The organism is Curtobacterium sp. 9128, assembly GCF_900086645.1.
Lineage (GTDB): Bacteria > Actinomycetota > Actinomycetes > Actinomycetales > Microbacteriaceae > Curtobacterium.
This window is the reverse complement of record NZ_LT576451.1, coordinates 802915-827338: the sequence shown is the minus strand read 5'-3', so window position 1 is coordinate 827338 and position 24424 is coordinate 802915. Positions and strand designations below refer to the sequence as shown.

24 protein-coding genes are annotated in these 24424 nt (G+C 70.5%); 11 read left to right on the top strand and 13 right to left on the bottom strand.

Annotation, left to right across the window (positions count from 1 at the left end; genetic code table 11):
* Positions 1–102 precede the first annotated feature (102 nt).
* Entirely contained in the window at positions 103–1143 is a 1041-nt protein-coding gene (locus tag QK288_RS04210; RefSeq protein ID WP_281266557.1) for an aldo/keto reductase, read from the top strand.
* Between the two features lie 114 nt (positions 1144–1257).
* Here the strand turns inward: QK288_RS04210 and QK288_RS04205 are convergent, their stop codons facing one another.
* Complete coding sequence (locus QK288_RS04205) at positions 1258–1425, bottom strand: hypothetical protein (RefSeq protein WP_281266556.1); 168 nt, start codon at positions 1423–1425, stop codon at positions 1258–1260.
* A gap of 172 nt (positions 1426–1597) precedes the next feature.
* Between QK288_RS04205 and QK288_RS04200 the strand changes: the two genes are divergently transcribed.
* Positions 1598–2644 (top strand): YdcF family protein, encoded by a 1047-nt coding sequence (locus QK288_RS04200; RefSeq protein ID WP_281266555.1) that lies wholly within the window; start codon positions 1598–1600, stop codon positions 2642–2644.
* Between the two features lie 22 nt (positions 2645–2666).
* Positions 2667–3152 (top strand): redox-sensitive transcriptional activator SoxR, encoded by a 486-nt coding sequence (gene soxR / locus QK288_RS04195; protein WP_281266554.1) that lies wholly within the window; start codon positions 2667–2669, stop codon positions 3150–3152.
* Here the strand turns inward: soxR and QK288_RS04190 are convergent.
* Positions 3141–3578 (bottom strand): MarR family winged helix-turn-helix transcriptional regulator, encoded by a 438-nt coding sequence (locus QK288_RS04190; protein ID WP_281266553.1) that lies wholly within the window; start codon positions 3576–3578, stop codon positions 3141–3143. The genes soxR and QK288_RS04190 overlap by 12 nt on opposite strands.
* Before the next feature lie 68 nt (positions 3579–3646).
* Here QK288_RS04190 and QK288_RS04185 point away from each other — a divergent pair, with 68 nt between their 5' ends.
* Positions 3647–4900 carry a multidrug effflux MFS transporter gene (locus tag QK288_RS04185; protein ID WP_281266552.1) on the top strand — a complete coding sequence of 418 codons (1254 nt, stop codon included), beginning with the start codon at positions 3647–3649 and terminating at the stop codon, positions 4898–4900.
* 61 nt (positions 4901–4961) lie between these two features.
* On the opposite strand, the gene QK288_RS04180 is transcribed toward QK288_RS04185, so the two are convergent.
* Complete coding sequence (locus tag QK288_RS04180) at positions 4962–5720, bottom strand: phosphatase PAP2 family protein (RefSeq protein ID WP_281266551.1); 759 nt, start codon at positions 5718–5720, stop codon at positions 4962–4964.
* 100 nt (positions 5721–5820) lie between these two features.
* Here QK288_RS04180 and poxB point away from each other — a divergent pair, with 100 nt between their 5' ends.
* Complete coding sequence (gene poxB, locus QK288_RS04175; RefSeq protein ID WP_281266550.1) at positions 5821–7545, top strand: ubiquinone-dependent pyruvate dehydrogenase; 1725 nt, start codon at positions 5821–5823, stop codon at positions 7543–7545.
* 66 nt (positions 7546–7611) lie between these two features.
* Here poxB and QK288_RS04170 read toward each other — a convergent pair whose 3' ends face one another.
* Positions 7612–8295: an SDR family NAD(P)-dependent oxidoreductase gene (locus tag QK288_RS04170; protein WP_281266549.1), complete on the bottom strand. Its 684-nt coding sequence runs from the start codon at positions 8293–8295 to the stop codon at positions 7612–7614.
* A 101-nt stretch (positions 8296–8396) separates the two neighbouring features.
* Here QK288_RS04170 and QK288_RS04165 point away from each other — a divergent pair, with 101 nt between their 5' ends.
* A complete protein-coding gene (locus tag QK288_RS04165) occupies positions 8397–9239 on the top strand; it encodes a helix-turn-helix transcriptional regulator (protein WP_281266548.1) in 843 nt (280 codons plus the stop codon).
* 101 nt (positions 9240–9340) lie between these two features.
* On the opposite strand, the gene QK288_RS04160 is transcribed toward QK288_RS04165, so the two are convergent.
* The 7 genes from QK288_RS04160 to QK288_RS04130 all read right to left on the bottom strand — a co-directional run bounded on the left by QK288_RS04160 (position 9341) and on the right by QK288_RS04130 (position 17420).
* Positions 9341–10228 carry an SDR family oxidoreductase gene (locus tag QK288_RS04160; protein WP_281266547.1) on the bottom strand — a complete coding sequence of 296 codons (888 nt, stop codon included), beginning with the start codon at positions 10226–10228 and terminating at the stop codon, positions 9341–9343.
* Between the two features lie 40 nt (positions 10229–10268).
* Positions 10269–10853 carry a hypothetical protein gene (locus QK288_RS04155; RefSeq protein ID WP_281266546.1) on the bottom strand — a complete coding sequence of 195 codons (585 nt, stop codon included), beginning with the start codon at positions 10851–10853 and terminating at the stop codon, positions 10269–10271.
* Positions 10854–11059: 206 nt separating this feature from the next.
* The gene (locus QK288_RS04150; RefSeq protein WP_281266545.1) at positions 11060–11983 is read right to left on the bottom strand and encodes an ROK family protein; all 924 of its coding nucleotides are present in this window, start codon (positions 11981–11983) and stop codon (positions 11060–11062) included.
* Positions 11980–13677: an ABC transporter ATP-binding protein gene (locus QK288_RS04145; protein WP_281266544.1), complete on the bottom strand. Its 1698-nt coding sequence runs from the start codon at positions 13675–13677 to the stop codon at positions 11980–11982. The genes QK288_RS04150 and QK288_RS04145 overlap by 4 nt, the downstream gene beginning before the upstream one ends.
* The gene (locus QK288_RS04140; protein ID WP_281266543.1) at positions 13674–14570 is read right to left on the bottom strand and encodes an ABC transporter permease; all 897 of its coding nucleotides are present in this window, start codon (positions 14568–14570) and stop codon (positions 13674–13676) included. Before QK288_RS04140 ends, QK288_RS04145 begins: the two co-directional genes overlap by 4 nt.
* Entirely contained in the window at positions 14567–15526 is a 960-nt protein-coding gene (locus QK288_RS04135; RefSeq protein WP_281266542.1) for an ABC transporter permease, read from the bottom strand. Before QK288_RS04135 ends, QK288_RS04140 begins: the two co-directional genes overlap by 4 nt.
* Before the next feature lie 97 nt (positions 15527–15623).
* A complete protein-coding gene (locus QK288_RS04130) occupies positions 15624–17420 on the bottom strand; it encodes a peptide ABC transporter substrate-binding protein (RefSeq protein ID WP_281266541.1) in 1797 nt (598 codons plus the stop codon).
* 196 nt (positions 17421–17616) lie between these two features.
* Here QK288_RS04130 and QK288_RS04125 point away from each other — a divergent pair, with 196 nt between their 5' ends.
* From QK288_RS04125 to QK288_RS04105, 5 genes are all read left to right on the top strand, one after another.
* Positions 17617–18801, top strand: coding sequence for an ROK family protein (locus QK288_RS04125; RefSeq protein ID WP_281266540.1), 1185 nt, complete (start codon positions 17617–17619; stop codon positions 18799–18801).
* A complete protein-coding gene (locus tag QK288_RS04120) occupies positions 18794–20332 on the top strand; it encodes a M81 family metallopeptidase (protein ID WP_281266539.1) in 1539 nt (512 codons plus the stop codon). The genes QK288_RS04125 and QK288_RS04120 overlap by 8 nt, the downstream gene beginning before the upstream one ends.
* A complete protein-coding gene (locus QK288_RS04115) occupies positions 20329–21057 on the top strand; it encodes a copper homeostasis protein CutC (RefSeq protein ID WP_281266538.1) in 729 nt (242 codons plus the stop codon). The genes QK288_RS04120 and QK288_RS04115 overlap by 4 nt, the downstream gene beginning before the upstream one ends.
* 141 nt (positions 21058–21198) lie before the next feature.
* Positions 21199–21642 (top strand): MarR family transcriptional regulator, encoded by a 444-nt coding sequence (locus tag QK288_RS04110; protein ID WP_281266537.1) that lies wholly within the window; start codon positions 21199–21201, stop codon positions 21640–21642.
* 104 nt (positions 21643–21746) lie between these two features.
* Positions 21747–23195, top strand: coding sequence for an MATE family efflux transporter (locus tag QK288_RS04105; protein ID WP_281266536.1), 1449 nt, complete (start codon positions 21747–21749; stop codon positions 23193–23195).
* A 127-nt stretch (positions 23196–23322) separates the two neighbouring features.
* Here QK288_RS04105 and QK288_RS04100 read toward each other — a convergent pair whose 3' ends face one another.
* Positions 23323–23736 (bottom strand): hypothetical protein, encoded by a 414-nt coding sequence (locus QK288_RS04100; protein WP_281266535.1) that lies wholly within the window; start codon positions 23734–23736, stop codon positions 23323–23325.
* A 20-nt stretch (positions 23737–23756) separates the two neighbouring features.
* Positions 23757–24287, bottom strand: a complete 531-nt coding sequence (locus QK288_RS04095) for a nucleotidyltransferase domain-containing protein (RefSeq protein ID WP_281266534.1) — start codon at positions 24285–24287, stop codon at positions 23757–23759.
* Between the last annotated feature and the right edge of the window lie 137 nt (positions 24288–24424).

The window sequence follows — 24424 nt, the reverse complement described above, 5'->3', positions numbered from 1 at the left end:
CGCGTGTCACGGAACGTCACGTACACGGGACCCGAAGGGGAGGCTCGTCACGGTTCGTCACCCGCGTCACGTCGGGACGTGGTCACCCATATCGTGTCGGCCATGGAGCAGCGGACCATGGGGCGGACGGGTGCGCCCGTCAGTGCGCTGACGCTCGGCACACGGGCCGTCGCGGGCGTCGCGGAGCGCGACGTGGACGACGCGGTCGACCTGGTGGTCGAGTCCCTCGGCCGTGGCGTCACCGCGATCGACGTGTCGGACGCACACGGCTCGGGGCTCGCGGAGTCCGTCGTCGGTGCCGCGCTCGCCGGACGTCGCGACGACGTCTTCGTGTCGGTGCGGTTCGGCGACCCCGTCGACGATGACTCCGCGCACCGGGGATCCGGGCGCCGGTGGATGTTCCGCGCGGTCGAGCGGAGCCTCGAACGGCTCGGCACCGACGTCATCGACCTGTACCAGCCCGCGCGGCCCGACCCGACGACATCGCTCGACGAGACCCTCGACGCGCTCGCCGACCTCGTCACGCAGGGCAAGATCCGCAGCTTCGGCATCCCCGGGTTCCCCGCGGAGGAACTCGTCGAGGCGCAGTGGCTCCGCTCCGGCGCGAAGAGTGCGACCGCGACGCACGTGCCCTACTCGATCCTGACCAGGACGGCGGAGCGCACCGTGTTCCCCGTCGCCAGGCGCTTCGGGCTCGGGGTGCTCGCGGGGGCGCCGCTCGCCGGCGGGTGGCTCGCCGGCGCCTACCGGGACGGCACCGTGCAACCCCGGTCGCCGCACGCCGTCGAGCAGCCCGACGTGTACGACATCGGGTCGCCGCAGAACCGGCGGAAGCTCGCGGTCGCCGATCGGCTCGGGACCCTGGCGGACGAGGCCGGGTTGACGCTCCTCGAGCTGTCGATCGGGTTCGCGCTGACGCATCCGGACGTGGCCTCGGTGGTGGTCGGGCCGCGGACCGTGTCGCACGTGGACGCCTACGCGCAGGCGGCCGAGGTCGTGCTCGATGACGACGTGCTCGACGCGGTGGACGCGATCGTGCCGCCGGGGACGCACGTGCTCGAGCGGGACACGGGGTTCCCGCTGCCGGCGCTCACGCGCGAGCGGCTCCGTGGCCGCGTGGTCTCGCGGTCGATTCGCGCGTAGGGGGTCGATTCGCGCGTAGGGGGTCGATTCGCGCGTAGAGGGTCGCTTTTTCGGACCTTCTACGCGCGATTCGACTTCCCATCGCGGGCGTTGTGGGCAGGAACGCCCGCCGGGTCAGCGGTAGGCGACGGTCGACAGTGCGGCATGCGCCACCATGACCGGCAGTGCCACTGCATGCGGCAGACGCGCCGCGGCACGCTCGAGTCCGCCGAGGACCGCGTCGAGCGGCATCCCTGCAGCGGTGGCGGCGGCGGGTCGGATGGTCGCGGTGACTGCGGTCATGGGGGGCTCCTCGTGGTGCGGGCTCCCTGGCGAACCCGGATACACACAACATATTGGATACTGCATAGCCGGTCAAGTGTTATGCGAAATGGATCCGAGCAACGAGGAGGACCTCGGTCGCGAGCGTCGGTAACCTCGACCGCATGACCTCGTCACCCTGCTCGGCCGCAGCGTGCTGACCATCGGAGCCGCTCCGGTCTTCGCCGCGCTGTTCCTCTTCCTGTACGTCATCTGCCGACGACACGACCCGCGGATGCTCCGGAACGGCGTGTTCCTGACCGGAGCGGCGTTCTTCGCGATGGTGACGGTGGTGTCCGTGCTGAGCGCGGTCGTCCCGGGGTTCGGCGTGGCCGTGGGCCTGGCACTGCTGTTGATCCCGGTGGCGGTGGTGGCGCTGGGCATCGCACTGATCGCGAACGGCGTGCAGATGCTGCGCGCCGAGGGGCACAGCCTCGGCAACCTGCTCTCGCTCGTCGCCGGCGTGCTGGTCTTCGTGCTCCCTGCGGTCGCGATCACACTGTTCGCGCTGTCGACCGGACCCCGGACGACGACGTGGAACGTCGTCGGCGTGGCGGTCGCCGTCCTCATGGTCTTCGTCTGCGGCTACTTCGCGGTGGCCTTCGTCGCGTTCGCGGTCTACTCGATCGTGTACGGACGGATTCGTCACCGGATCGAACCGGCCGCCGTCGTCGTGCTCGGGTCGGGGCTCATCCGCGGCGAGGTCCCTCCACTCCTCCGCAGCCGACTCGACCGGGGCCTTGCCCTGTACCGCGCGGAACGAGCAGCGGGGAGGCACCCGGCGCTGATCCCATCCGGCGGCCAAGGAGCGGACGAACCGCGTCCGGAAGGGACGGCGATGGCCGAGTACCTGGTCGCGAACGGAGCCGATCCCGCTGACGTCCTACCCGAGACCGATTCGCGGAGCACCCTCGAGAACCTGCGGTTCTCTCGGGACGTGCAGACCGGAGCTGGCCGCGACGGACCGATCGTCATCGTGACGAACAACTACCACGTCCTCCGCGCCGCGGTGCTCGCGCGGCAGCTCGACCTCCCTGCACAGGTGGTGGGGTCACCGACCGCCACCTACTACGTTCCGAGCGCTTTCCTCAGAGAGTTCGTCGCCGTCATCGTCGAGCACCGGTGGTTGAACCTCATCGCCTGCGCACCGTTCGTCCTCTTCACCGCCTTCCTGCTCTGGGAGTCGTTCCAACAGCGATGACCGCACCCGTAGGATCTCGACCATGGTCGAGATCGCGCATCCCAAGCCCACCGACCTGCTGACGATCGGCGAGGTCGTCGCGCGCACCGGGGTCGCGGCGTCCGCGCTGCACTTCTACGAACGCAAGGGCCTGATCCACCCGGAGCGGACCGACGGCGGGACCCGGCTGTACCCGCGACACGTGGAACGACGGATCGCGATCATCCAGGTGGCGAAACGGCTCGGCATCCCGCTGAGCGAGGTCGCCGAGCAGTTCGCGACCCTGCCGGAGGACCGGATGCCGTCGCTCCGGGACTGGAACCGGCTGAACGAACGGTGGCGTGCACGACTCCGGGCCCGCCAGCTGGAGCTCGAACGCCTGCAGCAGGAGATGACGCAGTGCATCGGGTGCGGCTGCGTCTCGCTGAACGCCTGCCTGGTGATGAACCCGGGCGACGCGCTCGCTGCCGAGGGCCACGGCGCCCGTCGGCTCCTGCCGATCGAGGACGAGGAGCCGTCAGCCCCGTAGTCCGCCGTCGAGCCGGGTGAGCAGGGCGAGGGCATCCCGCACGCCCTCGTCGTCGCCATCGAGGGCGTTCCGCAGCTTGGCTGCCCAGTGGCCGCGCAGGATCGCGATGTTCTCCGCCGCCCGCTCGGTCGGGAACAGCTGGACCAGACGTGCGTCGGCCGGATCCGCGCGACGATCGACCATGCCCTTCGCGACGAGGGATCGAAGGGCAGCGCTGAGGTTGCTCCGGTGGAGTGCGGTCGCCTCGGCGGTCGCGCTCGGTGAGGTACCCGGGTGCATGTCGACCCAGCGCATCACGAGGGCCTCGGTCCCGGTGAGCGGCACGATGTCGAGCGCCGGCGTGCCGTGCGGGTCGATCTCGCGGGAGATCCGGAGCACGGCCTCGGCCAGCTCCGCGAGCACGTCGTCGGTCACCGGTCGTCCCATGGGGAGCACTGTAGCGCCGGCCGACCAGGGTTATGCATTCACAACCATTGGGTTATGATTTCATAATCATGACGACGGACACCGGATCCATCCGCGCGCACGACGCGACACCCACGACGGCAGCGGCCGCGCCCCGACAGCAGGGCATCACCACGGCGCTGCTGCTCGTGCTCGGACTGCTCAGCGCGGTGGCCCCGTTCGCCACCGACCTGTACCTGCCGGCGTTCCCCGAGATGACGGTCGAGCTGCAGACCTCCGCCACGACCGTCCAGCTCACCCTCACGGCCTTCCTGGTCGGGGTCACCGCGGGCCAGCTCGTCTTCGGGCCGCTCTCCGACCGGTTCGGCCGGGTGCCGCCGCTGATCGCCGGGGCGGTGCTCTGCGTGCTCGCCAGTGCGGCAGCCGTGCTCGCGCCGAACGTCGGCGTGCTCATCGTGGCCCGGCTCCTGCAGGGCCTCGGCGGTGCGGCCGGCATGGTGATCGGCCGTGCGGTCATCTCCGACCTGGCCACCGGCAAGCCCGCGGCGAAGGCGTTCTCGCTCATGATGATCGTCGGCGGCGTCGCCCCGGTCGTCGCGCCGCTCCTCGGTGGGCTGCTCACCGGGCCGATCGGATGGCGCGGGCTGCTCACCGTCGTGCTCGGCCTGTCGGTCGTCATGCTCGTGGCGGTGCTCGCCGTGATCCGCGAGACCCACCTCCGGTCGCACCGTGCAGCGCTGCGTGCGGCACGGACGTCGTCTGGTTCGCCTGTCCGGGCACTGCGCTCGCGGACGTTCCTCGGCTACACCGCGGTGTTCGGCTTCGCGTTCGCGGTGATGATGGCGTACATCTCGGCGTCACCGTTCCTGTACCAGGACATGATCGGCTTCGGCACGGTCGGCTACGGCATCGCGTTCGGCATCAACGCGTTCGCGTTGATGGGGGTGAGCATCCTGTCCGCCAAGCTCACCGAGACGCGTTCGGTCGTCGGCGTGCTGGCGCTCGGCATCGTGCTGGTGCTCGCGTCGACGGTGGCGTTCGCGGTGCTGGTCGTCACGTCCGCGCCGGTGGTCTTCCTCGCCGTGCCGCTCTTCACCGCGGTCGGCAGCCTCGGGCTCGTGCTCGGGAACGCGACGGCCCTGGCGCTCGGTGCGGTCCCGTCCGCGGCCGGGAGTGCGTCCGCGGTGCTCGGCGCGCTGCAGTTCGGGCTCGCCGCGCTGGTGTCCCCGCTCGTGAGCGTCGGCGGCTCGACCACCGCGGTACCCCTGGCGATCGTGATGCTCGCTGCCGCGGTCGTCGCGGTGCTCGCGCTGCTCGTCGCACGCGGGCGGCGCGAGGCCTGACGCTGGGCCGAGACTCGGCCTGAGCGACAGTTCTCGCGCTCCCGGGCGCGAGAGGCGTCGCTCAGCCCGAGACTCGGCCTCCGCCCGAGCCCGCACCCGTCGCGCCGCCGCCGGCCGGGCGCGCGGGGCGCAGGTACGGGATGCGCGGCATCAGCCAGTCCACCCACACCAGGCGTGCCGCCGGCGCCACGGCGAGCGCCCACGCGACCGAGGCCAGCGCGTCCGTCGGGTAGTGCACGGCGTCGATCGTCACCGAGAACCACACGACGACGACCGCGACCGTCCCGAGCACCACCGCGAGCCGGTGCCACCTGGTGTCCCGCAGCACCCAGCACAGCGCGATCGTGAACGCCACCATGAACACCGTGTGCCCGCTCGGGTACCCGGGGTCCGGCTGCACGGGGAACGGGTGCGGCAGCACGTCGACCGACGGCCGCGCGCGGTGCACGATCTCCTTCGCCAGGTCCGACGGGATCCAGGTGATCGCGACGACCCCGGCGAACGCCGCCGCCGGCCGGATGTTCCGCTGGAGCGCCCAGATCAGCCCGGTGACGATCGCGGTCACGACGATCGCGGGGCCGGGGCTGATCGCGTGGTAGACCCCGTCCGTGATCGCGCCGAGGAACCCGACGTGCAACGAGTTGAGCGCGCGGGCGATCCCGATGTCGACGGTGCCGAGGAAGAACCCGATGACCGTGATGACGACGACGGCGCCGACGGCGATCGCGAGGGTCGTCAGCGGGTACGTCGACCGCAGGAGGATGCCGTTCGCGTCGGGCTCCCGGCGTCGTGGGCGGAGCGGCGGCGCATCGTCGATCATCCGTCCATCGTGACATCCCTCGTTGCCGACCAGCCGCCAACACCATCAGAAAGCGTTCAGCGCACGGAAAGGCGCAGGCCCGGAGGACTACACAGGAGACATGCCAACCGTTGCCGAGAACATCGTCGCCACCCTCCGCAAGAACGACGTCGAGCGGGTCTACGGCCTCCCAGGCGACTCCCTCAACGGGTTCACCGACGCGCTCCGCAAGGACGGCTCCATCCGGTGGGAGCACGTCCGGCACGAGGAGGCGGCCGCGTTCGCCGCGAGCGCCGAAGCCGCACTCACGGGGAACATCGCCGTGTGTGCCGGCAGCTGCGGCCCCGGCAACCTGCACCTCGTCAACGGCCTCTACGACGCGAACCGGTCCCGCGTTCCCGTCCTCGCGATCGCCGCACACATCCCGACCGCCGAGATCGGCTCCGGCTACTTCCAGGAGACGCACCCGCAGGAACTCTTCCGCGAGTGCTCCGTCTACGTCGAGTACGTCGCCGACCCGACGCAGATGCCCCGTCTGCTCGAGATCGCGATGCGCGAGGCGATCGAGAAGCGCGGCGTCGCCGTCCTCGTCATCCCGGGCGACGTGCTCCTCGCCGAGGCGGTCGGCACGCGCGAGACCCGCATCGAGGCCACCACGCCGCGCATCATCCCGACCGAGGCGGAGCTCCAGCGCACCGCCGAGCTCCTCAACGGCGCCGACAAGGTCACGATCCTGGCCGGCGCGGGCGTCGCCGGTGCCCACGACGAGGTCGTCGCCCTCGCCGAACGCCTGCAGGCACCGATCGTGCACGCGCTCCGCGGCAAGGAGCACATCGAGTACGACAACCCCTACGACGTCGGGATGACCGGGCTGCTCGGCTTCGCGTCCGGGTACCGCGCGATGGAGGACGCCGACGTCGTGCTGATGCTCGGCACCGACTTCCCGTACCAGCAGTTCTTCCCCGCCAAGGCGAAGCACGTGCAGGTCGACGTCCGCGGATCGCAGCTCGGCCGCCGGCACCCCGTCGACATCGGGCTCGTCGGGACGGTCAAGGACACGGCGCTCGCCCTCATCCCGATGCTCGACGGCTCGAAGCCGACGAAGCACCTGCAGGACGCGCTGAAGCACTACCGCAAGACCCGCGAGCGACTCGACGACCTCGCGGTCCCGGCCGGCAAGAAGAAGCCCCTGCACCCGCAGTACGTCGCGAGGGTGCTCGACCAGCTGGCGGCCGATGACGCCGTGTTCATCCCCGACGTCGGCTCCCCCGTCGTGTGGGCGTCGCGCTACCTCACGATGAACGGCGGTCGCCGGCTGATCGGCTCGTTCGTGCACGGCACGATGGCGAACGCGGTCCCGCAGGCGATCGGCGCGCAGGCGGCGTTCCCGGACCGGCAGGTGATCGCCCTCGCGGGCGACGGTGGCCTGGCGATGCTCCTCGGCGAGCTCATCACGATCGTGCAGAACAAGCTGCCGGTGAAGGTCGTCGTGTTCGACAACTCGTCGCTGAACTTCGTCGAGCTCGAGATGAAGGCCGCCGGGTTCGTCACGTACGGCACCGAGCTGCAGAACCCGGACTTCGCGGCGGTCGCAGAAGCGGTCGGCATCAAGGGCTTCCGCGTCGACACGTCCGACGAGTTCGAGGACGCGATGGCAGCAGCACTCGCCCACGACGGTCCGGCGCTGGTCAGCGTGAAGGTGGACCGGCAGGAGCTGTCGATGCCGCCGGCGGTGACGATGGAGCAGGCGAAGGGCTTCACGCTCTACGCGATCCGGACCGTCATGTCGGGTCGCGGAGACGAGTTGCTGGACCTGGCCTCCACGAACTTCCGTCAGCTGCTCTAGTCGTCACCACGAGGCGGACGGGAGGCTCGGTGCCAGCTGGCACCGAGCCTCCCGTCCGCCATCGGGTCACCAACCGAGCGGGTGGCCGTCCTCCAGCAGGACGCCGGTCGGGCCCTCCGGGCCCGCGCTGGCGGCTGCCACCACCGTGGCGGCGCTGACCTCGACGGGTCGCCCGTGCGGGTTCGGCATCCCGCCGAGCTCCGTCGCGGTGTAGCCGGGCTCGAGCGCGACGAAGTGCACCTCTGGAGCCATCCGGGCGTACTGGACGGTGAGCATCGTCACGGCGGACTTGCTCGCGCCGTAGACCGCTGCCTGCACGGTCGACGCGGCGCTCTCCGGGTCGTGCACCGCGGTGAACGAGCCGAGGGCGCTCGAGATGTTCACCACGAGCGGGTTGGCCGAGCGGCGGAGGATCGGGAGCGCTGCCTCGGTGGTGCGGACGATGCCGACGGCGTTCGTGTCGAACACCCGGAGTGCATCGGGACCGTTCAGCCCCCACATCGCGATGCCGGCGTTGTTCACCAGCACGTCGAGCCCGCCGTCGGCGTCGACCTGCGCGAACGCCGCGGCGACCGAGGCGTCGTCGGTCACGTCGAGCTGGACGGACCGGGCGCCGATCTCGGCGGCGACGGCCTCCCCCTGCTCGGCGTTCCTGGCGCCGATCCAGACGGTGTGTCCGGCTTCGACGAGCTGGCGGGCGGTTTCCTTGCCGAGGCCACGGGTGGCTCCGGTCACGAGTGTCGTTGTCATGCCCCCAGCGTCGGTCGGCGCGTCCTTCCGAGGGAGTCGTCCGGTTGTCGTAGGACTGCCAGGACCAGGACTCGCGGGCGCGACACGCGCAGACTGGTGTCGTGGACGAGAACGACTTCGGGAGCACGCTCCGACGACTGCGGGACCACGTCGCTCCCGATGCGGTCGGCGTGACGGTGGGACCGCGGCGTCGTGCGGTGGGGCTCCGGCGCGAGGAGCTCGCCGGCCTCGCCGGGATCTCCGCCGACTACCTGACCCGACTCGAGCAGGGGCGTGCGACCTCCCCGTCCGCGCAGGTCGTCGAGGCGCTGGTCCGCGCGCTGCGGGTGGCCGACGCCGACCGGGAGTTGCTCTACCGCCTCGCCGGGCACGCCGCGCCCGGCGCGGACGTCGTCCCGACCCGGATCCCGCCGAGCGTGCAACGGCTGCTCGACCGGCTCGCCGACACCCCGGTCGCGGTCCTCGACGCCGCGGGCAACCTGCTCGTCGCGAACGCCCCGCACGACGCGTTGATGGGGTCGATCGCGGCGTACACCGGGCACGAGCGGAACACCACGTGGCGGCACCTCGTCGGACCGGGCAGCCGCGCGGTGCACACCGATGCCGAACAGGCGGCGTTCGAGGAGTCGCTCGTGGCCGGGCTCCGGATGACGGTGGCTCGGTACCCGCTCGACCGGCAGCTGCAGCAGCTCGTGCGGGACCTCCGGGCGGTGAGCCCGCGGTTCGTGGAGCTGTGGGCGTCGGTGTCGGGGACACCGGCCGCGCAAGGGCGGCGGAAGGTGATCGAGCACCCGCTCGTCGGTCGGATCACGCTCGACTGCGATGCGCTCGTCGTCGCGCCAGAGGACCTCTGCATCCTGGCGTACACGGCCGAACCGGGGACGGTCGACGCCGAGCGGCTCGCGCTGGCCGTCGTGCTCGGGACGCAGTCGCTCGTCGAGTGACGCGGGGGAATCCCGTCGTCAGCGCTTGCACCCCGAGGCGAACATCGCACCCCGCCGTGACAGGGCGCGATGTTCGTGACGGGGTGCGAGGTGTTCGCGGGTCAGAACGCGGGCGTGCCCCCGGCGATCGTGATCGTGGAGCCCGACTGGTAGCTCGACTCCGGGCTGACGAGGTGCACGTACGCGGCACCGAGCTCCGCGGGCTGCCCCGGGCGGCCGAACGGCGAGCCCTCGCCGAAGTGCGACACGGTCTCGGCGTCGTCCGACCCGGGCTGCAGCGGCGTCCACACCGGTCCCGGTGCGACGGAGTTCACGCGGATGCCCTTCGGCGCGAGCTGCTGCGCGACGGCCTCGGTGAAGAGCTTGATCGCGCCCTTCGACACCGCGTAGTCGATCTTGTCGGCCGACGGCGTCGATGCCTGGATCGACCCGGTCGTGACGATCGTCGACCCCGGCTCGAGGTGCGGCACAGCGGCCTTGGTCAGCCAGAACAGCGAGTAGATGTTCGTCTTGAACGTCGAGTCGAACATCGACGTGTCGAGCGTCAGGATGTCGTCGTTGCTGTCCATGCGGCCGGCGACCATCACGAGGGTGTCGAGACCGCCGAGCTCGTCGACGCCCTTCTGGACGAGGTCGATGCAGTACTGCTCGTCGGCGATGTCACCGGGGAAGAGCACGGCGCGACGTCCCTCGCCCTCGAGCAGGTCGCGGACCTCTTCGGCGTCCTCCTGCTCGTCGGGGAGGTACGACAGCACGAGGTCGGCGCCCTCACGCGAGAGCGCGATCGCCGCGGCACGGCCGATCCCGGAGTCCGCGCCGGTGACGATGCCGCGGTACCCGGTCAGGCGTTCCCGCCCGACGTAGCTCTCCTCGCCGTGGTCGGGCTTCGGGTCCATCTTCCACGCGGCACCGGGCAGGGACTGTTCCTGCTTCGGGTACGGCGGTGCGGGGTAGAGGGTGTTCGGGTCGCGCTTGTCGTACTGGCTCATGAGTCCAGCGTGCTCATCCCGGCCCGGACGGCCACTCAGGTCAGCGCTTCGCCTCGGCCTGCTGCTGCATCACGACCATGACGAGGAACAGGATGCCGACGGCGAGGAGGATCGACGCGGTGACGAACCCGCCACCGCTGATCAGCGACGTGACGAGCGCCACGACGCCGATCGCGGTGAACATGCCGCCGAGCAGCCACCCGGCCTTGACGCTGACGAACCAGCGCGGTCGGCCGGCAGCGTCGGCCTCGCGCTGCTGCCGGTCCTGGTCCTCGCGCCAGGCGCTGCCGGGACCGCGCTTCCGGAGCACGAGCGCCCAGAAGACGACCGCCCCCACGCCGAAGACGAGGAAGAACGCGGTCAGCCCCGCGGCCGCGCCGGTCTTCCCCTCCGCCCAGAACGGGATCGTGATGGCGAGCCCCACGACAGCCAGCCCGACGACCAACCACGGTGCGATGCTGCGCGCGTACGACTGGTTCGCGCGCCCGACGGCCCGGTCCGCCCGCATGAAGCGACGTTCTCGGTCGCTCCGCTCGGACTCGGGCTTGTGCATGATGCGGCCTTCGACGGCGATGAGCACGACGGACACGAGCAGAACGGCTCCGATGACGATCCACACGACCATGGCGAGAACCTACTCCCGAGATCTCCTCACGCCCCTGGGGGCCTGGGGTACGTCGGAGGGGCGGCGCGGCCCGTCCATATCGCACCTCCGCACGAACATCGCGCCCCGCCGTGACGGGGCGCGATGTTCGCAGGCGGGCGCAATCCAGCGGACAACGAAAGACGACCACGGACGACCACGGACGACGACGCCTGGCGGCGCGGTCCCTACGCGAGCTCCGCATCGCGGACGAGCGCCCGCACCTGCGCCGCCGCGCCGAGGGCGACGGCGTCGGACCCGAGCGTTGACTGCTCCACGCGGATGGCCGCCCCGGACACCGGGGGCTCGGCAGCGATCGCGGCGGAGATCGTCGGGGCGAGCAGGTCCCACGACCGTGCCACCCCGCCCCCGATGACGACCGTCGTCACGTCGAGGATGCCCGCCGTCAGCAGGATCCCCCTGGCGATCCCCCACCCGGCGTCGTCGAACACCGCGCGGGCATCGACGTCGCCGGCGCGGGCAGCGTCCGCGATGGCGTGCACGGGCAGGCGCTGCCCGGTCCGGGCTTCGTAGCGCGATGCCATCCCGCGCGCCGCCGCGATCGTCTCGAGGTGTCCGTGCTGGCCGCACGTGCAGAGCTCGTCGCCGAACCCCGGCACGTGCCCGATCTCGCCAGCGGCACCCCGCGGGCCGCCGAACAGGGACCCGTCGAGCACGAGGGCACCGCCGACCCCGGTCCCGAGGGTCATCCCGAGCACGTCGCGCTCCCCCACGACGGCACCGGCCGCGATCTCGCCGAGCAGGAACGCGTTCACGTCGTTGTCGAGCGTCGCGGGGACACCGAGCGCCGCAGACACCGCGTTGGTCACGCCGTAACCGGCCCAGCCGGTGAACGAGTTCCCGGTCACGAGCACGGTCCCCGTGGCCGGGTCCACGACACCGGCAGCGCCGACGCCGACACCCGCAAGGGAGGCTCGGTGCCGGTCGAGCAGGTCCGTCACCGCGCCGAGCGCCGCCGCCACGATCGCCGCCCCACCCGCGTGCGCGGGCGTCGGCAGATCGACACGGTCGATCACCTCGAGGGACGGTGTCGCGATGAGCACCTTGGTGTTCGTCCCACCGACGTCGACGCCGGCGAAGACCGCGCTCACGACTCCACCGCCGCGAGGGTCGCGAGCCGCTCGGTTCGACGCTGCCGTTGCAGCACAGGGTCCGGGACCGGGACCGCCGCGAGCAGCCGACGCGTGTAGTCCGTCGTCGGGTGCAGGAGCGTGGTGCCCGTCGTGCCCTGCTCCTCGATCACGCCGCGGCGCATCACGACGACGCGCTCGGCGAAGTGCTGCACGACGGCGAGGTCGTGCGACACGAACAGACACGCGAACCCGAGCTCGCCCTGCAGTTCGGTCAGGACCTCGAGCACTGCCTCCTGCACGCTGACGTCCAGCGCGGATGTTGGTTCGTCGGCGACGAGCAAACGCGGGTCGAGCACGAGCGCACGGGCAAGGCTGACTCGCTGCCGCTGGCCACCCGAGAGTTCCCGCGGAGCACGATTCGCCAGGGCACGGGGCAGCCGGACGGCGTCGAGCACCTCGTCGACGCGCTTCCGCCGCTCCCCGGTCGACATCCCGCGACGGTGCACCGCGAGCGGTTCCGCGATGCATTCCCCGACGGACATGCGGGCGTCGAGCGAGGCGACGGGGTCCTGCAGGACGACGCCGATCCCCGACCGCAGCGCACGCCGGTCCCGCCCACGCGTGCGCCGGAGGTCCTCGCCGAACAGGTGCACGGCGCCGGCGGTCGGCTTGATGAGGCCGAGCGCGACCCGCGCTGCCGTCGACTTGCCGGAGCCGGACTCGCCGACCAGGCCGACGGTCTCACCGGCGTGCACCGCGATGTCGATGCCGCTCAGGGCATGGACCGCCCGCGCCCCGCGCCCGAACGTCACCGAGACGTCCCGCAGGTCGACCACCGGAGCCGAGCGGAGCCTCCCGTCCGTGTCCTCGATCACCTCGACGACCGGGGCCGCTGCTCGGTCCCGGGCCGCGACCGACTCAGGCGTGTCGAGCCGCGGCACCGCGGCGAGCAGCCGCTTCGTGTACTCGTGCTGCGGGCGGAGCAGGACGTCCTCGACCGGGCCCGTCTCGACGATCTCGCCTTGCAGCATCACGGCCACGCGATCCGCGAAGTCCGCGACGACGCCCATGTTGTGCGTGACGAGGAGCACACCGGTGCCGCTGTCCACCGCGAGCGCTCGGAGCAGCTCGAGGATCTCGGCCTGCACGGTGACGTCCAGTGCCGTGGTGGGTTCGTCGGCGATGAGGAGCGCCGGGTTGTTCGCGATCGCCATCGCGATGACGACACGCTGCCGCTGGCCGCCGGAGAGCTCGAACGGGAAGGCACGGGCGCGCGTGGACGGGTCGGGGATGCCGACCTTGCCGAGGAGCTCGACGGCCTCTGACCGTGCGGCAGCGGCGGGGACGGAGCGGTGGTTCCTGATGACCTCGGCGATCTGCTCCCCCACGCGGGTCAGCGGGTCGAGGGCGGTCGCCGGCTCCTGGAAGACCATCGACACGGTCTTCCCACGGAGCCCACGGAGCGCCGGCTCGGTGGCACCGATCACCTCGTGCCCGGCGACGACCGCGCTGCCCGACGACGTCGCGTTGCCGGAGAGGAGCCCCATCGCGGCGAGCGCGACGGTGGACTTGCCCGAGCCGGACTCCCCGACGATCGCCAGGGTCTCCCCGGGCGCCACTGACAGGGAGACTCCGCGGACGGCGTCGACCGTGCCGGACTCGGTGCTGAACGAGACCCCGAGGTCGGTCGTCTGCAGAATGGTGTCGGTCATCCCCGGCCCCTCACGTCGAAAGCGTCCCGGAGCCCGTCGCCCACGGCGTTGAACGCGCAGACGACCAGGATCACGGCGAGACCCGGCGGCACGATCAGCCACCACCGCCCCGAGTACGCGGCGGTCAGTCCCGCCGAGAGCATCCCACCCCAGTCCGTCGCCGGCGCCTGGACCCCGAGGCCGAGGTACGAGACGTACGCCACGAGGAGGATCGCGTCGGCGACCTGGAACGTGGCGGCGACGACGATCGTGGACACCGAGTTCGGTAGCAGGTGCTTCCCGATGGCGCGGGCGTGCGAGCCGCCGATGGCCCGGAGGGTGAGGACGTAGTCGCGGTTCTTCAGCGTGAGCGTCTCGGCGCGGATCAGGCGGGAGGGGACCAGCCACGACACCAGGCCGAGGATCACGATGAGCCCGCCGACCCCCGGCGTTGTGATCGCGGAGATGACGAGCAGGATGAACAGTGCGGGGATCGCGATGCCCGCGTCGACGATGCGCATCATCACCGCGTCCACCCAGCCGCCGACGTACCCGGCGATCGATCCCCACAGCGTGCCGACGACCGTGGCGAGGATGCCGGCCGCGATGCCGACCATGAGCGACACCTTGCCGCCGTACATCAGGCGGCCGAGGACGTCGTGCCCGACGGCGTCCGTGCCGAGCCAGTGTGCGGCGCTCGGGCCGAGGTTGGCCTGCGACAGCTGCGTGTGCGTCTGGTCGGTCGGGTACAGGAACGGACCGACGAAGCAGAACAGCACGATGACGACGATCACGGCGAGGCCGATCACGGCGAGGGTGTTGTGCGAGAACCGGCGGGCGGCGAGGCGGAAGCCGGTCGCGGCGACGGTGACGGGTGTGCCCGGTGCTTCCGGGGCCATCTGGACGGTGGTCATGCGCGGTCCGCCTTCACACGAGGATCGATGAGCGACTGGGCGACGTCGGCGAGCAGCGTGCCGATCACCGTCGCGACCGAGATGACGAGGACACAGCCGAGGAGCGTCGGGTAGTCCGAGGACTGCGCCGCGTTCCAGAACAGCAGCCCCATTCCCGGGTAGTTGAACAGCTGCTCGGTGACGAGCGCGCCGCCGAACAGCACCGGCAGGTAGTACCCGAGCATCGCGACGATCGGCGTCAGCGAGTTCCGGAACACGTGCCGCCGCAGGATCGTCATCGTCGACGATCCGCCGGCGCGGGCGGTGCGCACGTAGTCCTCCTGCAGGTTCTCGAGCGTCGATGCCCGCATGTACCGGCTGAACACCGCGATCATCGCGAGCGCCCCGGTGAGCACCGGCAGCACGAGTCCTGCCGGGTCCTGGAAGACCTCGGCGAGGGTGTTGCCGCTGGGCGCCTGCGACGGCAACCACGGCAGCTGCTGGCTGAACACCACGATGAGGACGAGGCCGAGGAAGAACGCGGGCGTCGAGTAGAAGACGAACGCGAGTGCCGTGACCGTGTAGTCCACCGCGCCGTTGCGGCGGGCGGCCTGCCACATGCCGATCGGGATCGCGACGACGAGGCCGAGGACCGCGGAGAGCCCGGTCAGCACCAGGGTCTTCGGCAGGCGCTCCTGGATGAGCTGGGAAACCGGCTCGTTGAGCGTGTACGAGGTGCCGAGGTCGCCGGTGAGCAGCCGCCCGAGGAACCGGAGGTACTGCACGGGCAGCGGCTGGTCGAGCCCCTGCGCCTGGTTGAAGGCGGCGATCTGGACGGGTGTCGCGGAGACGCCGAGCACGCCCCTCGCGGGGCCGCCGGGCAGCGCGTGCAGCAGGCAGAACACGACGATCGTGACGATGAGGATCACCGCGAGCGCCTGGAGCACCCGCCGGGTGAGGTAGAGGACTGTGGTCATGCGGCTTCCGTTGGTCGGTTCCTACGTGAGCGGGACGGGAGGCTCGGTGTGCGCCGGGCGCGCACCGAGCCTCCAGTCCGGTGGTCGCGTCAGCGACCTACTTGCTCCACTTCCACTGGGCCGGGTGGAAGTTCGCCAGGGAGTCCTGGTCGAACCCGGTCAGGCCCTGCTTGACCACCGAGATCTGGTAGTCCGGGCTCGGCAGCCAGATCACCGGCAGGTCCTTCGCGACCGCTGCGCTGTAGTCCTGCACCGCGCTGGAGTCGGTCGAGGTGGTGGTCGCGTTGACCAGGTCGTCGACCTGCTTGTTCGAGTAGCTGCCGAAGTTCGCCGAGCCGCCCGTGGAGAACAGCGCCTCACCGGTCGGGTAGGCCGGGAAGTACCAGCTGCCCGCGGTGCCGAAGAACGACAGGTCCCAGTCGCAGCTGTCCTCGTCCGAGGTGCACGTCGGGGTCTGCGACAGGACGCTCGACACCGGGGCCGTCTTGATGGTGAAGCCGATGCCCGTCTTCGCGAGCGAGGACTGGATCGCGCTCATCATGTTGTCGGTCACGGACGAACCGGACTGCGACAGCACCTGCATCGTGAACTTCGTGCCGGCCGCGACGCCCTCGCCGCACTGGCTGGCGCCGGAACCCGCGTCGGAGCAGACCATCGTGCCGCCCTGCTCGGTCCAGCCGTGGCTGGTGAGCAGGGCCTTGGCCTTGGACGTGCTGAACGGGTACGGGTTGTCCTTCTGGGCACTCGACACGTAGTCGGACTCCTGCGCCTGCGGGACCGGGCCGTAGGTCGGCGTCGCGGTGCCGTTGAAGACCACCTTCGACAGGCTCTTCTGGTCGATCGACATCTGCACGGCCTGGCGGGCGTAGTCCTGCTTGAACACAGCGCCCATGGTCGGGTTGTTGAAGTTGTACGGCATGTACGTGATCGCCCAGCCGGTCCACGGCTTCACGTCGTAGCCCTTCGACGTGAAGGAGTCCTTCTGGTCGAGGTCGGTCGCCTGGATGTAGCCGTAGTCGACCTCGCCGGAGCGGACCGCGTTCGCCTCGGCGTCGGCGGTGGTGAACGGGAGCAGGTTGACCGTCGTGATCTGCGCCTTCTGGCCGCCGTCGTACTTGCTGTTGGCGACCAGCTGGACCTTGCCGGCGGTGGTGAACGACTTCACGCCGTACGGGCCGGAGATCGTCTTCCAGAGCGGGTCGGAGTCGTAGTCGGCGATCTTGCCTGCGGCGGTGTTGATGGTCTTCCAGACCGCCTTCGCACCGTCGGTCGTGCGGTCGGCGTCCGACACCGATGCCGAGGCGCTCGTCTTGTCCCACGCGTGCTGCGGCAGCGGGACGACGAGGCTCAGCTGGTTGGCGAGCATCCAGTCGGAGTTGTACGCCTTGTCGAACGTGATCGTGAAGTGCGTGTCGTCGTCGGCCTTGAACGAGGTCCAGTTGTCCGGGACCTTGCCCTCGGAGTAGGACCCCCACTGGGCCTTGTTCGCCTTGATCAGGTTGAACCAGAACTCGACGTCGCGGCTCGTGATCGGCTTGCCGTCGGACCAGTGCCGGTCGCCCAGGGTCACCGTGACGCTCTTGCCGTCGCTCGCGAAGTCCGCGGCCGTCGCGACCGACCCCTTCTTGTTCCAGGCGATCTTGCCGGTCGAGCCGTCGTACGCGATCAGGGGCTCGTACAGCGACTGCGCGATCGAGCCGTTGTTCGTGTTGAGGTGCGCTGCGGTGCCGATCGGCAGGATCCAGTTCGGCGTGAAGTTCGCCGGCAGCGCGTAGTTGATCTCGTCCGAGTTGGTGTTCGTGGCGGCTGTGCCACCACCGGAACAGCCGGCGAGCAGCGCGCTCACCGCGATCGCCGCCCCGGTGAGGAGGGCCCAGCGACGGGGCTTGGTCATGCGGATCTCCTAGTGCGTGGGATTCGGGAGGTGGAGCGTGGGGACAGTCAACGACCAAAGCCGTTGGAAAAACAAACATTTGTTTGTAAATACTTCGTTTCTGCGGTTCGGTCGAAAGGGTCGACCTTGCTGTCTGCCCGTTAGAGTCGGCGATGCGTCGTTGTTGCCAGGTGTTTTCGTTGTATTGGAGAAAGTCGTGCCGGACCTCAGCTCCCGAGTGCTGGAGCTCGTCGCATCCGGTCAGGCGACCAGCCGGACCGAGATCGCCGGGCTGCTCGCCGCCGCTCCCTCGACCGTGTCGCACGTCGTGTCGCAGCTCCTGTCACACGGGTTGCTCGCCGAGGAGGGCACCGATGCCTCGACCGGCGGTCGTCCCCGCAAGGTGCTCCGGATCGGTGGGGTGGACGAGTACGCGGTCGCCGCCGACGTCGGCGGCGGTCACGCGCGGGTCGGCATCGTGCTGCCAGGAGGCTCGCTCGAGTCGGTCGCGAACGTACCGTTCGCGCTATCCGACGGCCCCACCGCCGGGCTCCAGCGACTGGCGTCGCTGCTGGAGGAGCTGATCGAGTCGCGCGGAGCGGCCGGACTCCGCGGCGTCGGGCTGAGCCTTCCCGGTCCGGTCGACGTCGAGGCCGGTGTCGTCGACCTGCCGAGCCGGATGCCCGGGTGGAACGGGTTCCCCGTCGCGTCGTGGCTCACCGAGCGGTTCGGGGTGCCGGCGGCGGTCGACAACGACGCGAACTGCATGGCCGCCGGTGAGCAGATCGTGCAACCCGCATCGCGGCGACAGGCCATCACGATCAAGGCCGGCTCGGCGATCGGTGCCGGGATCGTCATCGACGGCCGGCTCTACCGGGGCGCCACCGGTTCCGCCGGGGACATCACGCACGTGCGGATCGACGCGGCCGGGGACACCCCGTGCTCCTGCGGCAACACCGGGTGCCTCGAGACTGTGGCGTCCGGCGCGGCGCTCGTCCGGATCCTCAGCGCCGCAGGGGTGCCGGTCACCTCGACGGCCGACGTCGTGCGACTCGCATCCGACGCCGACCCCGAGGCGACCCGTGCCGTGCGGCTCGCCGGTCGGTACCTCGGCGAGGTGCTCGCCGCCAACGTGAACTTCTTCAACCCGGATGCGGTGTACCTCGGCGGCATCCTGTCCACCCTCGACCCGTTCGTCGCGGCTGTGCGCAGCCAGCTCTACGAGAGCTGCCACCCCCTCATGACGCAGCACCTCGTCATCGAGCGCGCCTCGCTCGGCGCGGACGCGGGTCTCGTCGGTGCCGGACAGTTCGCCCTGCAGCGCGGTCTCGCCGCGTCACTGCAGGACCTGTCGACGCCGATCCCCCAGTCGACCACCAGGAACAGGAGCGTCCGTGTCTGACACGACCAGCACCACGACCGCCGGCCACCGTCCCGTCATCGCCATCGCCGGGCTCGCCATCGAGACGTCGACGTTCACGCCGACGCGGACCCTCGCGCCGGCGTTCCACCCGGATCGCGGGGACGAGGTCGTTGCGCGGTACCCGTTCCTCGCGTCGCTGGACGCCGACTTCCGTGGGGCGCTCATCGGGCACGCGCTGCCGGGGGGCATCGTCGACCGCGCGTCCTACGAGGAGCTCGCGTCCGAGATCGTGGCGCGCCTGACCGCGATCGTGGCGTCGACGTCCGTCGACGGGCTCTGGTACGACATCCACGGGGCGATGGTCGTCGAGGGGCTGGACGACGCCGAGGCCGACCTGCTCGGACGCATCCGCGCGGTGATCGGCCCCGACGTGGTCGTCTCGGCATCGATGGACCTGCACGGCAACGTCACCGCGGACCTCGCGCACCAGGTCGACCTCGTCACCTGCTACCGGATGGCCCCGCACGAGGACGCCATGGAGACGAAGGAGCGCGCCGTCCGGAACCTCGTCGACGTGCTCACCACCCGACCCGTCGGTGCGCGTCGTCCGGTGAAGGCGTGGATCCCGATCCCCGTGCTCCTCCCCGGCGAGCAGACCTCGACGCGCATCGAGCCCGCGGCGTCGCTGTACGCGCAGGTGCCGGAGGTCGAGGCGACCGAGGGTGTCCTCGACGCCGCGATCTGGGTCGGGTACGCCTGGGCCGATCAACCCCGAGACCGTGCCGTCACCGTCGTCACCGGGTGGTCGAGGGACGCGGTTGCCGCGGGTGCCGAACGGCTGGCGCAGGCCTTCTGGGACGTCCGCGAGGACTTCGTGTTCGTCGCGCCGACGGGCACCTTCGACGAATGCCTCGCCGCTGCGCTGGCTCCCGGCGCCGCACACCCGTACTTCATCTCCGACTCCGGCGACAACCCGACCGCGGGCGGCTCCGGCGACATGACGTGGGGGCTGACCCAGGTGCTCGCGCATCCCGCGTTCACCGACCCGTCCGGCCCGGTGGTCATCTACGCGAGCGTGCCCGGCGCCGATGCCGTCGCCACCGCCGTCGACGCCGGAGTCGGTGCGACCGTCACCGTGACCGCCGGCGCCACGGTCGACGCCGTGCACGCGGGCCCGATCACGATGACCGGCCGGGTGCACGCGATCAAGCACGGCGACCGAGACGCCGAGATCGAGGTCGTGCTGCAGGTCGGCAGCGTCTACGCGATCCTGACCAAGACCAGGAAGCCGTACCACCACGAGCACGACTTCACCGACCTCGACCTCGACCCGCGCAGCGCCGACGTCGTCATCGTGAAGATCGGCTACCTCGAACCAGAGCTCTTCGACATGTCCGCCGACTGGATGCTCGCGCTCACCCCGGGGGGCGTCGACCAGGACCTCGAGCGGCTCGGGCACCACAGGATCGAGCGGCCGATGTTCCCCTACGATCGAGTGTTCCCGTCGGAGCCCGACCTGACCGCGCGGATCATCCCCTCGTCGAACGAACCCCTCGGAGCCGTGCTGTGACCGTTGCCCTCGAGATCGCCGTCACCTCGCCGGCCGGTGCCGCGACCGCCCGCGACGGCGGTGCCGACCGTGTCGAGCTCTGCGTCGGGCTGGAGCTCGGCGGGCTCACCCCGTCGCAGGCCCTCGTCGAGGCCGTGCACGAGACCGGCATCCCGGCGCACGCGCTCATCCGCAGCCGGCCGGGCGGGTTCGTGTTCGACGCTGCCGAGATCGACCTCATGGAACGGGAACTCCGGGCCGTGCTGCGCTCCGGCGCCGCCGGTGTCGTGGTCGGGGCGCTGCGTCCGGACCACTCGCTCGACGTGGACGTCCTCCGGCGCTTCGTGGCGACCGCGAAGGAGGTCCGCGACACGGCAGAGGTCACCCTGCACCGCGCGATCGACCACGCCGCCGACCCCGTCGCAGCCGTCGCGCTCCTCGCCGACATCGGGTTCACCCGCGTGCTGACGTCCGGCGGCAAGCCCACCGCGGTCGCCGGTGCCACGACGATCGCCCGCATGGTCGATGCCGCCGGGCCCGTGCAGGTCATGGCGGGCGCAGGGGTCACTCCCGCTGACGTCCCGGCCCTCCTCGCGACGGGGGCCGCCGCCGTGCACCTCTCCGCGAAGCGCGCGGCCGCGGGGAGCGCCCACGACGGCGTCCCGATGGGCGGCTCCGACGACGGTTCCGCGCACTTCGTGACCGACGCCGACGTCGTGCGGGCCGCTCGCGCCGCCGCGCACTGATCCCGCCGAAACGCCTCCTTCCGCGCCAGACGCCGCCGAAAACTGCGGCGCCTCGGGTGTTGTGCGGTGTCTCGACGGGTGAGCGGAACCTAGTCAGTTCGAAGATTGACAGTTCGAGTTCTAACACTTAGAGTTCTGATCATGACGCAGCGCGCACCACACTTCGACACCCCGCTCCAGCTCATGCGCTGGATCGGGTGGGCCCAGCGCAAGGCCGCAGAAGAGTGGGTACGCGAGCGCGAGCTCACCCACGAACAGAGCTTCGTGCTCGGCTACCTGCAGCAGAACCCCGGGGCCATCCAGCGTGACATCGCCGAGATGACCCGGACCAGCGCCGCGAGTGTCTCGAGTCTCCTGCAGGGCCTCGAGAAGCGCGGGCTGATCGAACGACGAGCAGAGGCCGGCAACGCCCGGACGAAGCTCGTGTACGCCACACCGACCGGCATCGACCTGATCGCCGGGTTCGAGGACGCGATGCTCGCACTCGACGACACCCTGCTCGCACCGCTCACCCCGGACGAGCGCGCCACCCTCCGCACCCTGCTGCTGAAGGTCACCGCAGAGCTCGACGAGCCCACCCGGTAGACCACGCCCGCCAGGGCGCTCCCACTTCCACTCACACCACGCCGTGCCGGCGTCCGTCGGCGCGCGCTCGACCCTGCCCGGAACCGGGAGGGAAGGAGCACACCATGAGCACCGAAACCGCATCCGCCTCCGCCGTGGAACGGACCGCAGCGGAGAAGAACCGCTGGTACCTCTCCGCCGCCCCCATCGCCCGCGCCCTCGTCCACCTCTGCGTGCCGATGGCCGCCGCGATGGTCGTCAGCGCCCTCTACAACGTCATCAACGCGGGCTTCATCGGCTCGCAGCACGACACCTCGCTCCTCGCCGCGATCACCTTCGGCACCCCGCTCCTCGGCCTGATCATGGCGATCGGCGGCGTGTTCGGCGTCGGCGGCAGCTCGCTGATGTCCCGCCTGCTCGGGGCGTCCGAGAACGACCCCGCGAAGGCCGGCGAGATCAAGCACGTCGCGTCCTTCGCGGTGTGGGGCTCGGTCATCACGGGCATCGTGCTCGGCGGGATCGGTCTGCTCCTCCTGCAGCCCCTCGTCGGCGTGCTCGGCGCGGACGCGGCGGCCGTGCCCGCCACGAGCGCCTACGTCGCCGTCATGCTCGCGTTCGTCCCCGTACTCGCCGCGGCGTTCTGCCTCGAGCAGATGGTCCGGGCAGAGGGTGCGGCACGCCAGGCCATGATCGGCCTCATCCTGTCGACGATCGGGAACCTCGTCTTCGACGTGCTGTTCATCCTGGTCCTGCACTGGGGCGTCGCCGGCGCCGCACTCGCGGTCGGTCTCGCCAACGCCGTCAGCATCGTCTACTGGGTGATGTGGCTCGGCAAGCACAGCGAGAACGTCTCCCTGTCGCTCCGCTGGTTCACGCTCCGCCCCGCCGTCCTGGGGCCGGTGTTCGGCATCGGCGTCAGCGAGCTGCTGCAGGCCGGGTTCCTCATCGTGACGACCCTCGTCCTCAACAACCTCGCCGCGCAGTACGGCGACGACCCACTCGCCGCGATGGGTGTCGCGGTCCGCATCGCCCAGGTCCCGGAGTTCCTGGTGATGGGCGTCACGATCGGTGTCCTGCCGCTCCTCGCGTACGCCTACGGCAAGGGCGACAGGACCCGCCTGAACTCGGCACTCAAGGCATCGGCACTCACCGTCGGCGCGATCGTGCTGATCTTCTCCGGCACGGTGTTCGTCTTCCGCGAGCAGGTCTTCACGATCTTCTCCTCCGACCACTCCGTGCTGGCGATCGGTCTGACGATCCTGGTCGCCCAGCTCGTCGCCACGATCGTGAACGGCTTCACCGGCCTGTTCACCTCGCTGTTCCAGGCAGCGGGCCTCGCCACCCCGGCGATCGCGATGTCGATGGCGCAGGGCATCCTGTTCATCCCGATCGTCCTGCTCGGCAACCTGTGGTTCGGCCTCGCCGGCATCATCTGGGCGCTGACGATCACGGAGATCCTGGTCTTCCTCGCCGGGGTCGTCATCTGGCTGGCATCGCGCGGTCGGATCGACCGCGGCCTCGCCGAGGGCAGCGCAGAGCGGGCGGAAGCCGTCCTGGAAGAAGCGGCCGCCTGATCACGTACCCCGAGGCGGACGGGAGGTGGGCCCCACCAGCCGGTACCGGCACGACGCGCCAGCGGCGTGACGGCCGTGCCTGGAGGGACGGTGCCAGCTGGCACCGAGCCTCCCGTCCGACCGTCGCTCACCTGCCGGACGGTCCCATGTCGGCTCGATCGAACCCGAGGACGGCGTCCATCCTCTCGATGAGGCGCTCGAGCGCCTTGATCAGCCCTCTCGTGTTCGTCTGCGTCGGTCGCGAGGACGAGTACTGGCAGTTCGTCTTCTCATCCGTCAGCCGCTTGAAGTTGACGCCGGGAGTCGTGTCCGGCGATGTCGCCTTGTCGAGCTGCTTCCTCGCCTCGCCGTGCTGCTCACCGTTGTAGCGCTCGCCGAGTACCTTCCCGCAGATCGCATCTGACGCCGCGATTCCCCCGAGGACGGCGCTCGAACCGGCGATCTTCCAGTAGGTCGGGTCGTTCGACTCGATGTTCAGCTGCGCGTCCTCGAGGTACGCTTTCGCCTCCGCGGCGCGCGCCCGCACATCAGCGGGCGTCATCGCACGCATTCTGCCTGCCATCAGAGCAGGCCTCGCAGATCGTCGCCGACAATGGTCCGCGCATCCCGCCGCCAGGAGCCCACGAGTGGATCGCCGTCGGCGACCATCCGCCGCAGCTCTGCTCGAGACGCGTCGAACACCTGGCACTCGTTGCCGGTCCATCGCTCGACGGCCGACCCCAGCGCGACGGACAAGTCGACCACGGGCTCGCCCGGGTAGATCACGACGAGATCCACATCCGAGTCATCGGTGGCCTCCCCGCGGGCGACCGATCCGAACACCGCCACCGACGTGACCGGGACGTCTGACTCGTCCACGAACTGCCTGATGCGCTCATCGAGTACCCGAGGTGCGTCCAGCGCGAGGCGGAGCGCCGGCCAGAGCACGTGCTCTTCGTTCACGCGGTAGCTCGAACTGTGCAGACCGCGGTCCACCGTCACGAGACCGGCGTGTTCGAGTCTGTCCAGGGCTCGCTTGATGGCGGTGTTCCCCGATTGAGCGACACGTGCAACCTGCCGACCGGTCATGCCCGCATCGGTCCGCGCGAGCACCCCCAGGGCAGCCGCCTGCTGCCCACCGACCAGCGTTGCGAGGGGTGATGCGAGTTGCATGTCTGAGGTCCTCCGAAGATCAATGTACACGAATCCGGGTCAAGTGACCCGGATTCGTGGTCATTGATGTGGCCGTT

Bases quoted from the DNA above. Each gene is read 5' to 3' on its own strand.
- QK288_RS04170 (WP_281266549.1), bottom strand. From the start codon at position 8,295: ATGACAACGACACTCGTGACCGGAGCCACCCGTGGCCTCGGCAAGGAA.
- QK288_RS04100 (WP_281266535.1), bottom strand. From the start codon at position 23,736: ATGACGCCCGCTGATGTGCGGGCGCGCGCCGCGGAGGCGAAAGCGTAC.
- QK288_RS04180 (WP_281266551.1), bottom strand. From the start codon at position 5,720: ATGATCGACGATGCGCCGCCGCTCCGCCCACGACGCCGGGAGCCCGAC.
- QK288_RS04145 (WP_281266544.1), bottom strand. From the start codon at position 13,677: ATGACCGACACCATTCTGCAGACGACCGACCTCGGGGTCTCGTTCAGC.
- QK288_RS04130 (WP_281266541.1), bottom strand. From the start codon at position 17,420: ATGACCAAGCCCCGTCGCTGGGCCCTCCTCACCGGGGCGGCGATCGCG.
- QK288_RS04190 (WP_281266553.1), bottom strand. From the start codon at position 3,578: ATGGGACGACCGGTGACCGACGACGTGCTCGCGGAGCTGGCCGAGGCC.
- poxB (WP_281266550.1), top strand. From the start codon at position 5,821: ATGCCAACCGTTGCCGAGAACATCGTCGCCACCCTCCGCAAGAACGAC.
- soxR (WP_281266554.1), top strand. From the start codon at position 2,667: ATGGTCGAGATCGCGCATCCCAAGCCCACCGACCTGCTGACGATCGGC.
- QK288_RS04210 (WP_281266557.1), top strand. From the start codon at position 103: ATGGAGCAGCGGACCATGGGGCGGACGGGTGCGCCCGTCAGTGCGCTG.
- QK288_RS04105 (WP_281266536.1), top strand. From the start codon at position 21,747: ATGAGCACCGAAACCGCATCCGCCTCCGCCGTGGAACGGACCGCAGCG.
- QK288_RS04155 (WP_281266546.1), bottom strand. From the start codon at position 10,853: ATGGTCGTGTGGATCGTCATCGGAGCCGTTCTGCTCGTGTCCGTCGTG.
- QK288_RS04135 (WP_281266542.1), bottom strand. From the start codon at position 15,526: ATGACCACAGTCCTCTACCTCACCCGGCGGGTGCTCCAGGCGCTCGCG.
- QK288_RS04185 (WP_281266552.1), top strand. From the start codon at position 3,647: ATGACGACGGACACCGGATCCATCCGCGCGCACGACGCGACACCCACG.
- QK288_RS04160 (WP_281266547.1), bottom strand. From the start codon at position 10,228: ATGAGCCAGTACGACAAGCGCGACCCGAACACCCTCTACCCCGCACCG.
- QK288_RS04205 (WP_281266556.1), bottom strand. From the start codon at position 1,425: ATGACCGCAGTCACCGCGACCATCCGACCCGCCGCCGCCACCGCTGCA.
- QK288_RS04140 (WP_281266543.1), bottom strand. From the start codon at position 14,570: ATGACCACCGTCCAGATGGCCCCGGAAGCACCGGGCACACCCGTCACC.
- QK288_RS04110 (WP_281266537.1), top strand. From the start codon at position 21,199: ATGACGCAGCGCGCACCACACTTCGACACCCCGCTCCAGCTCATGCGC.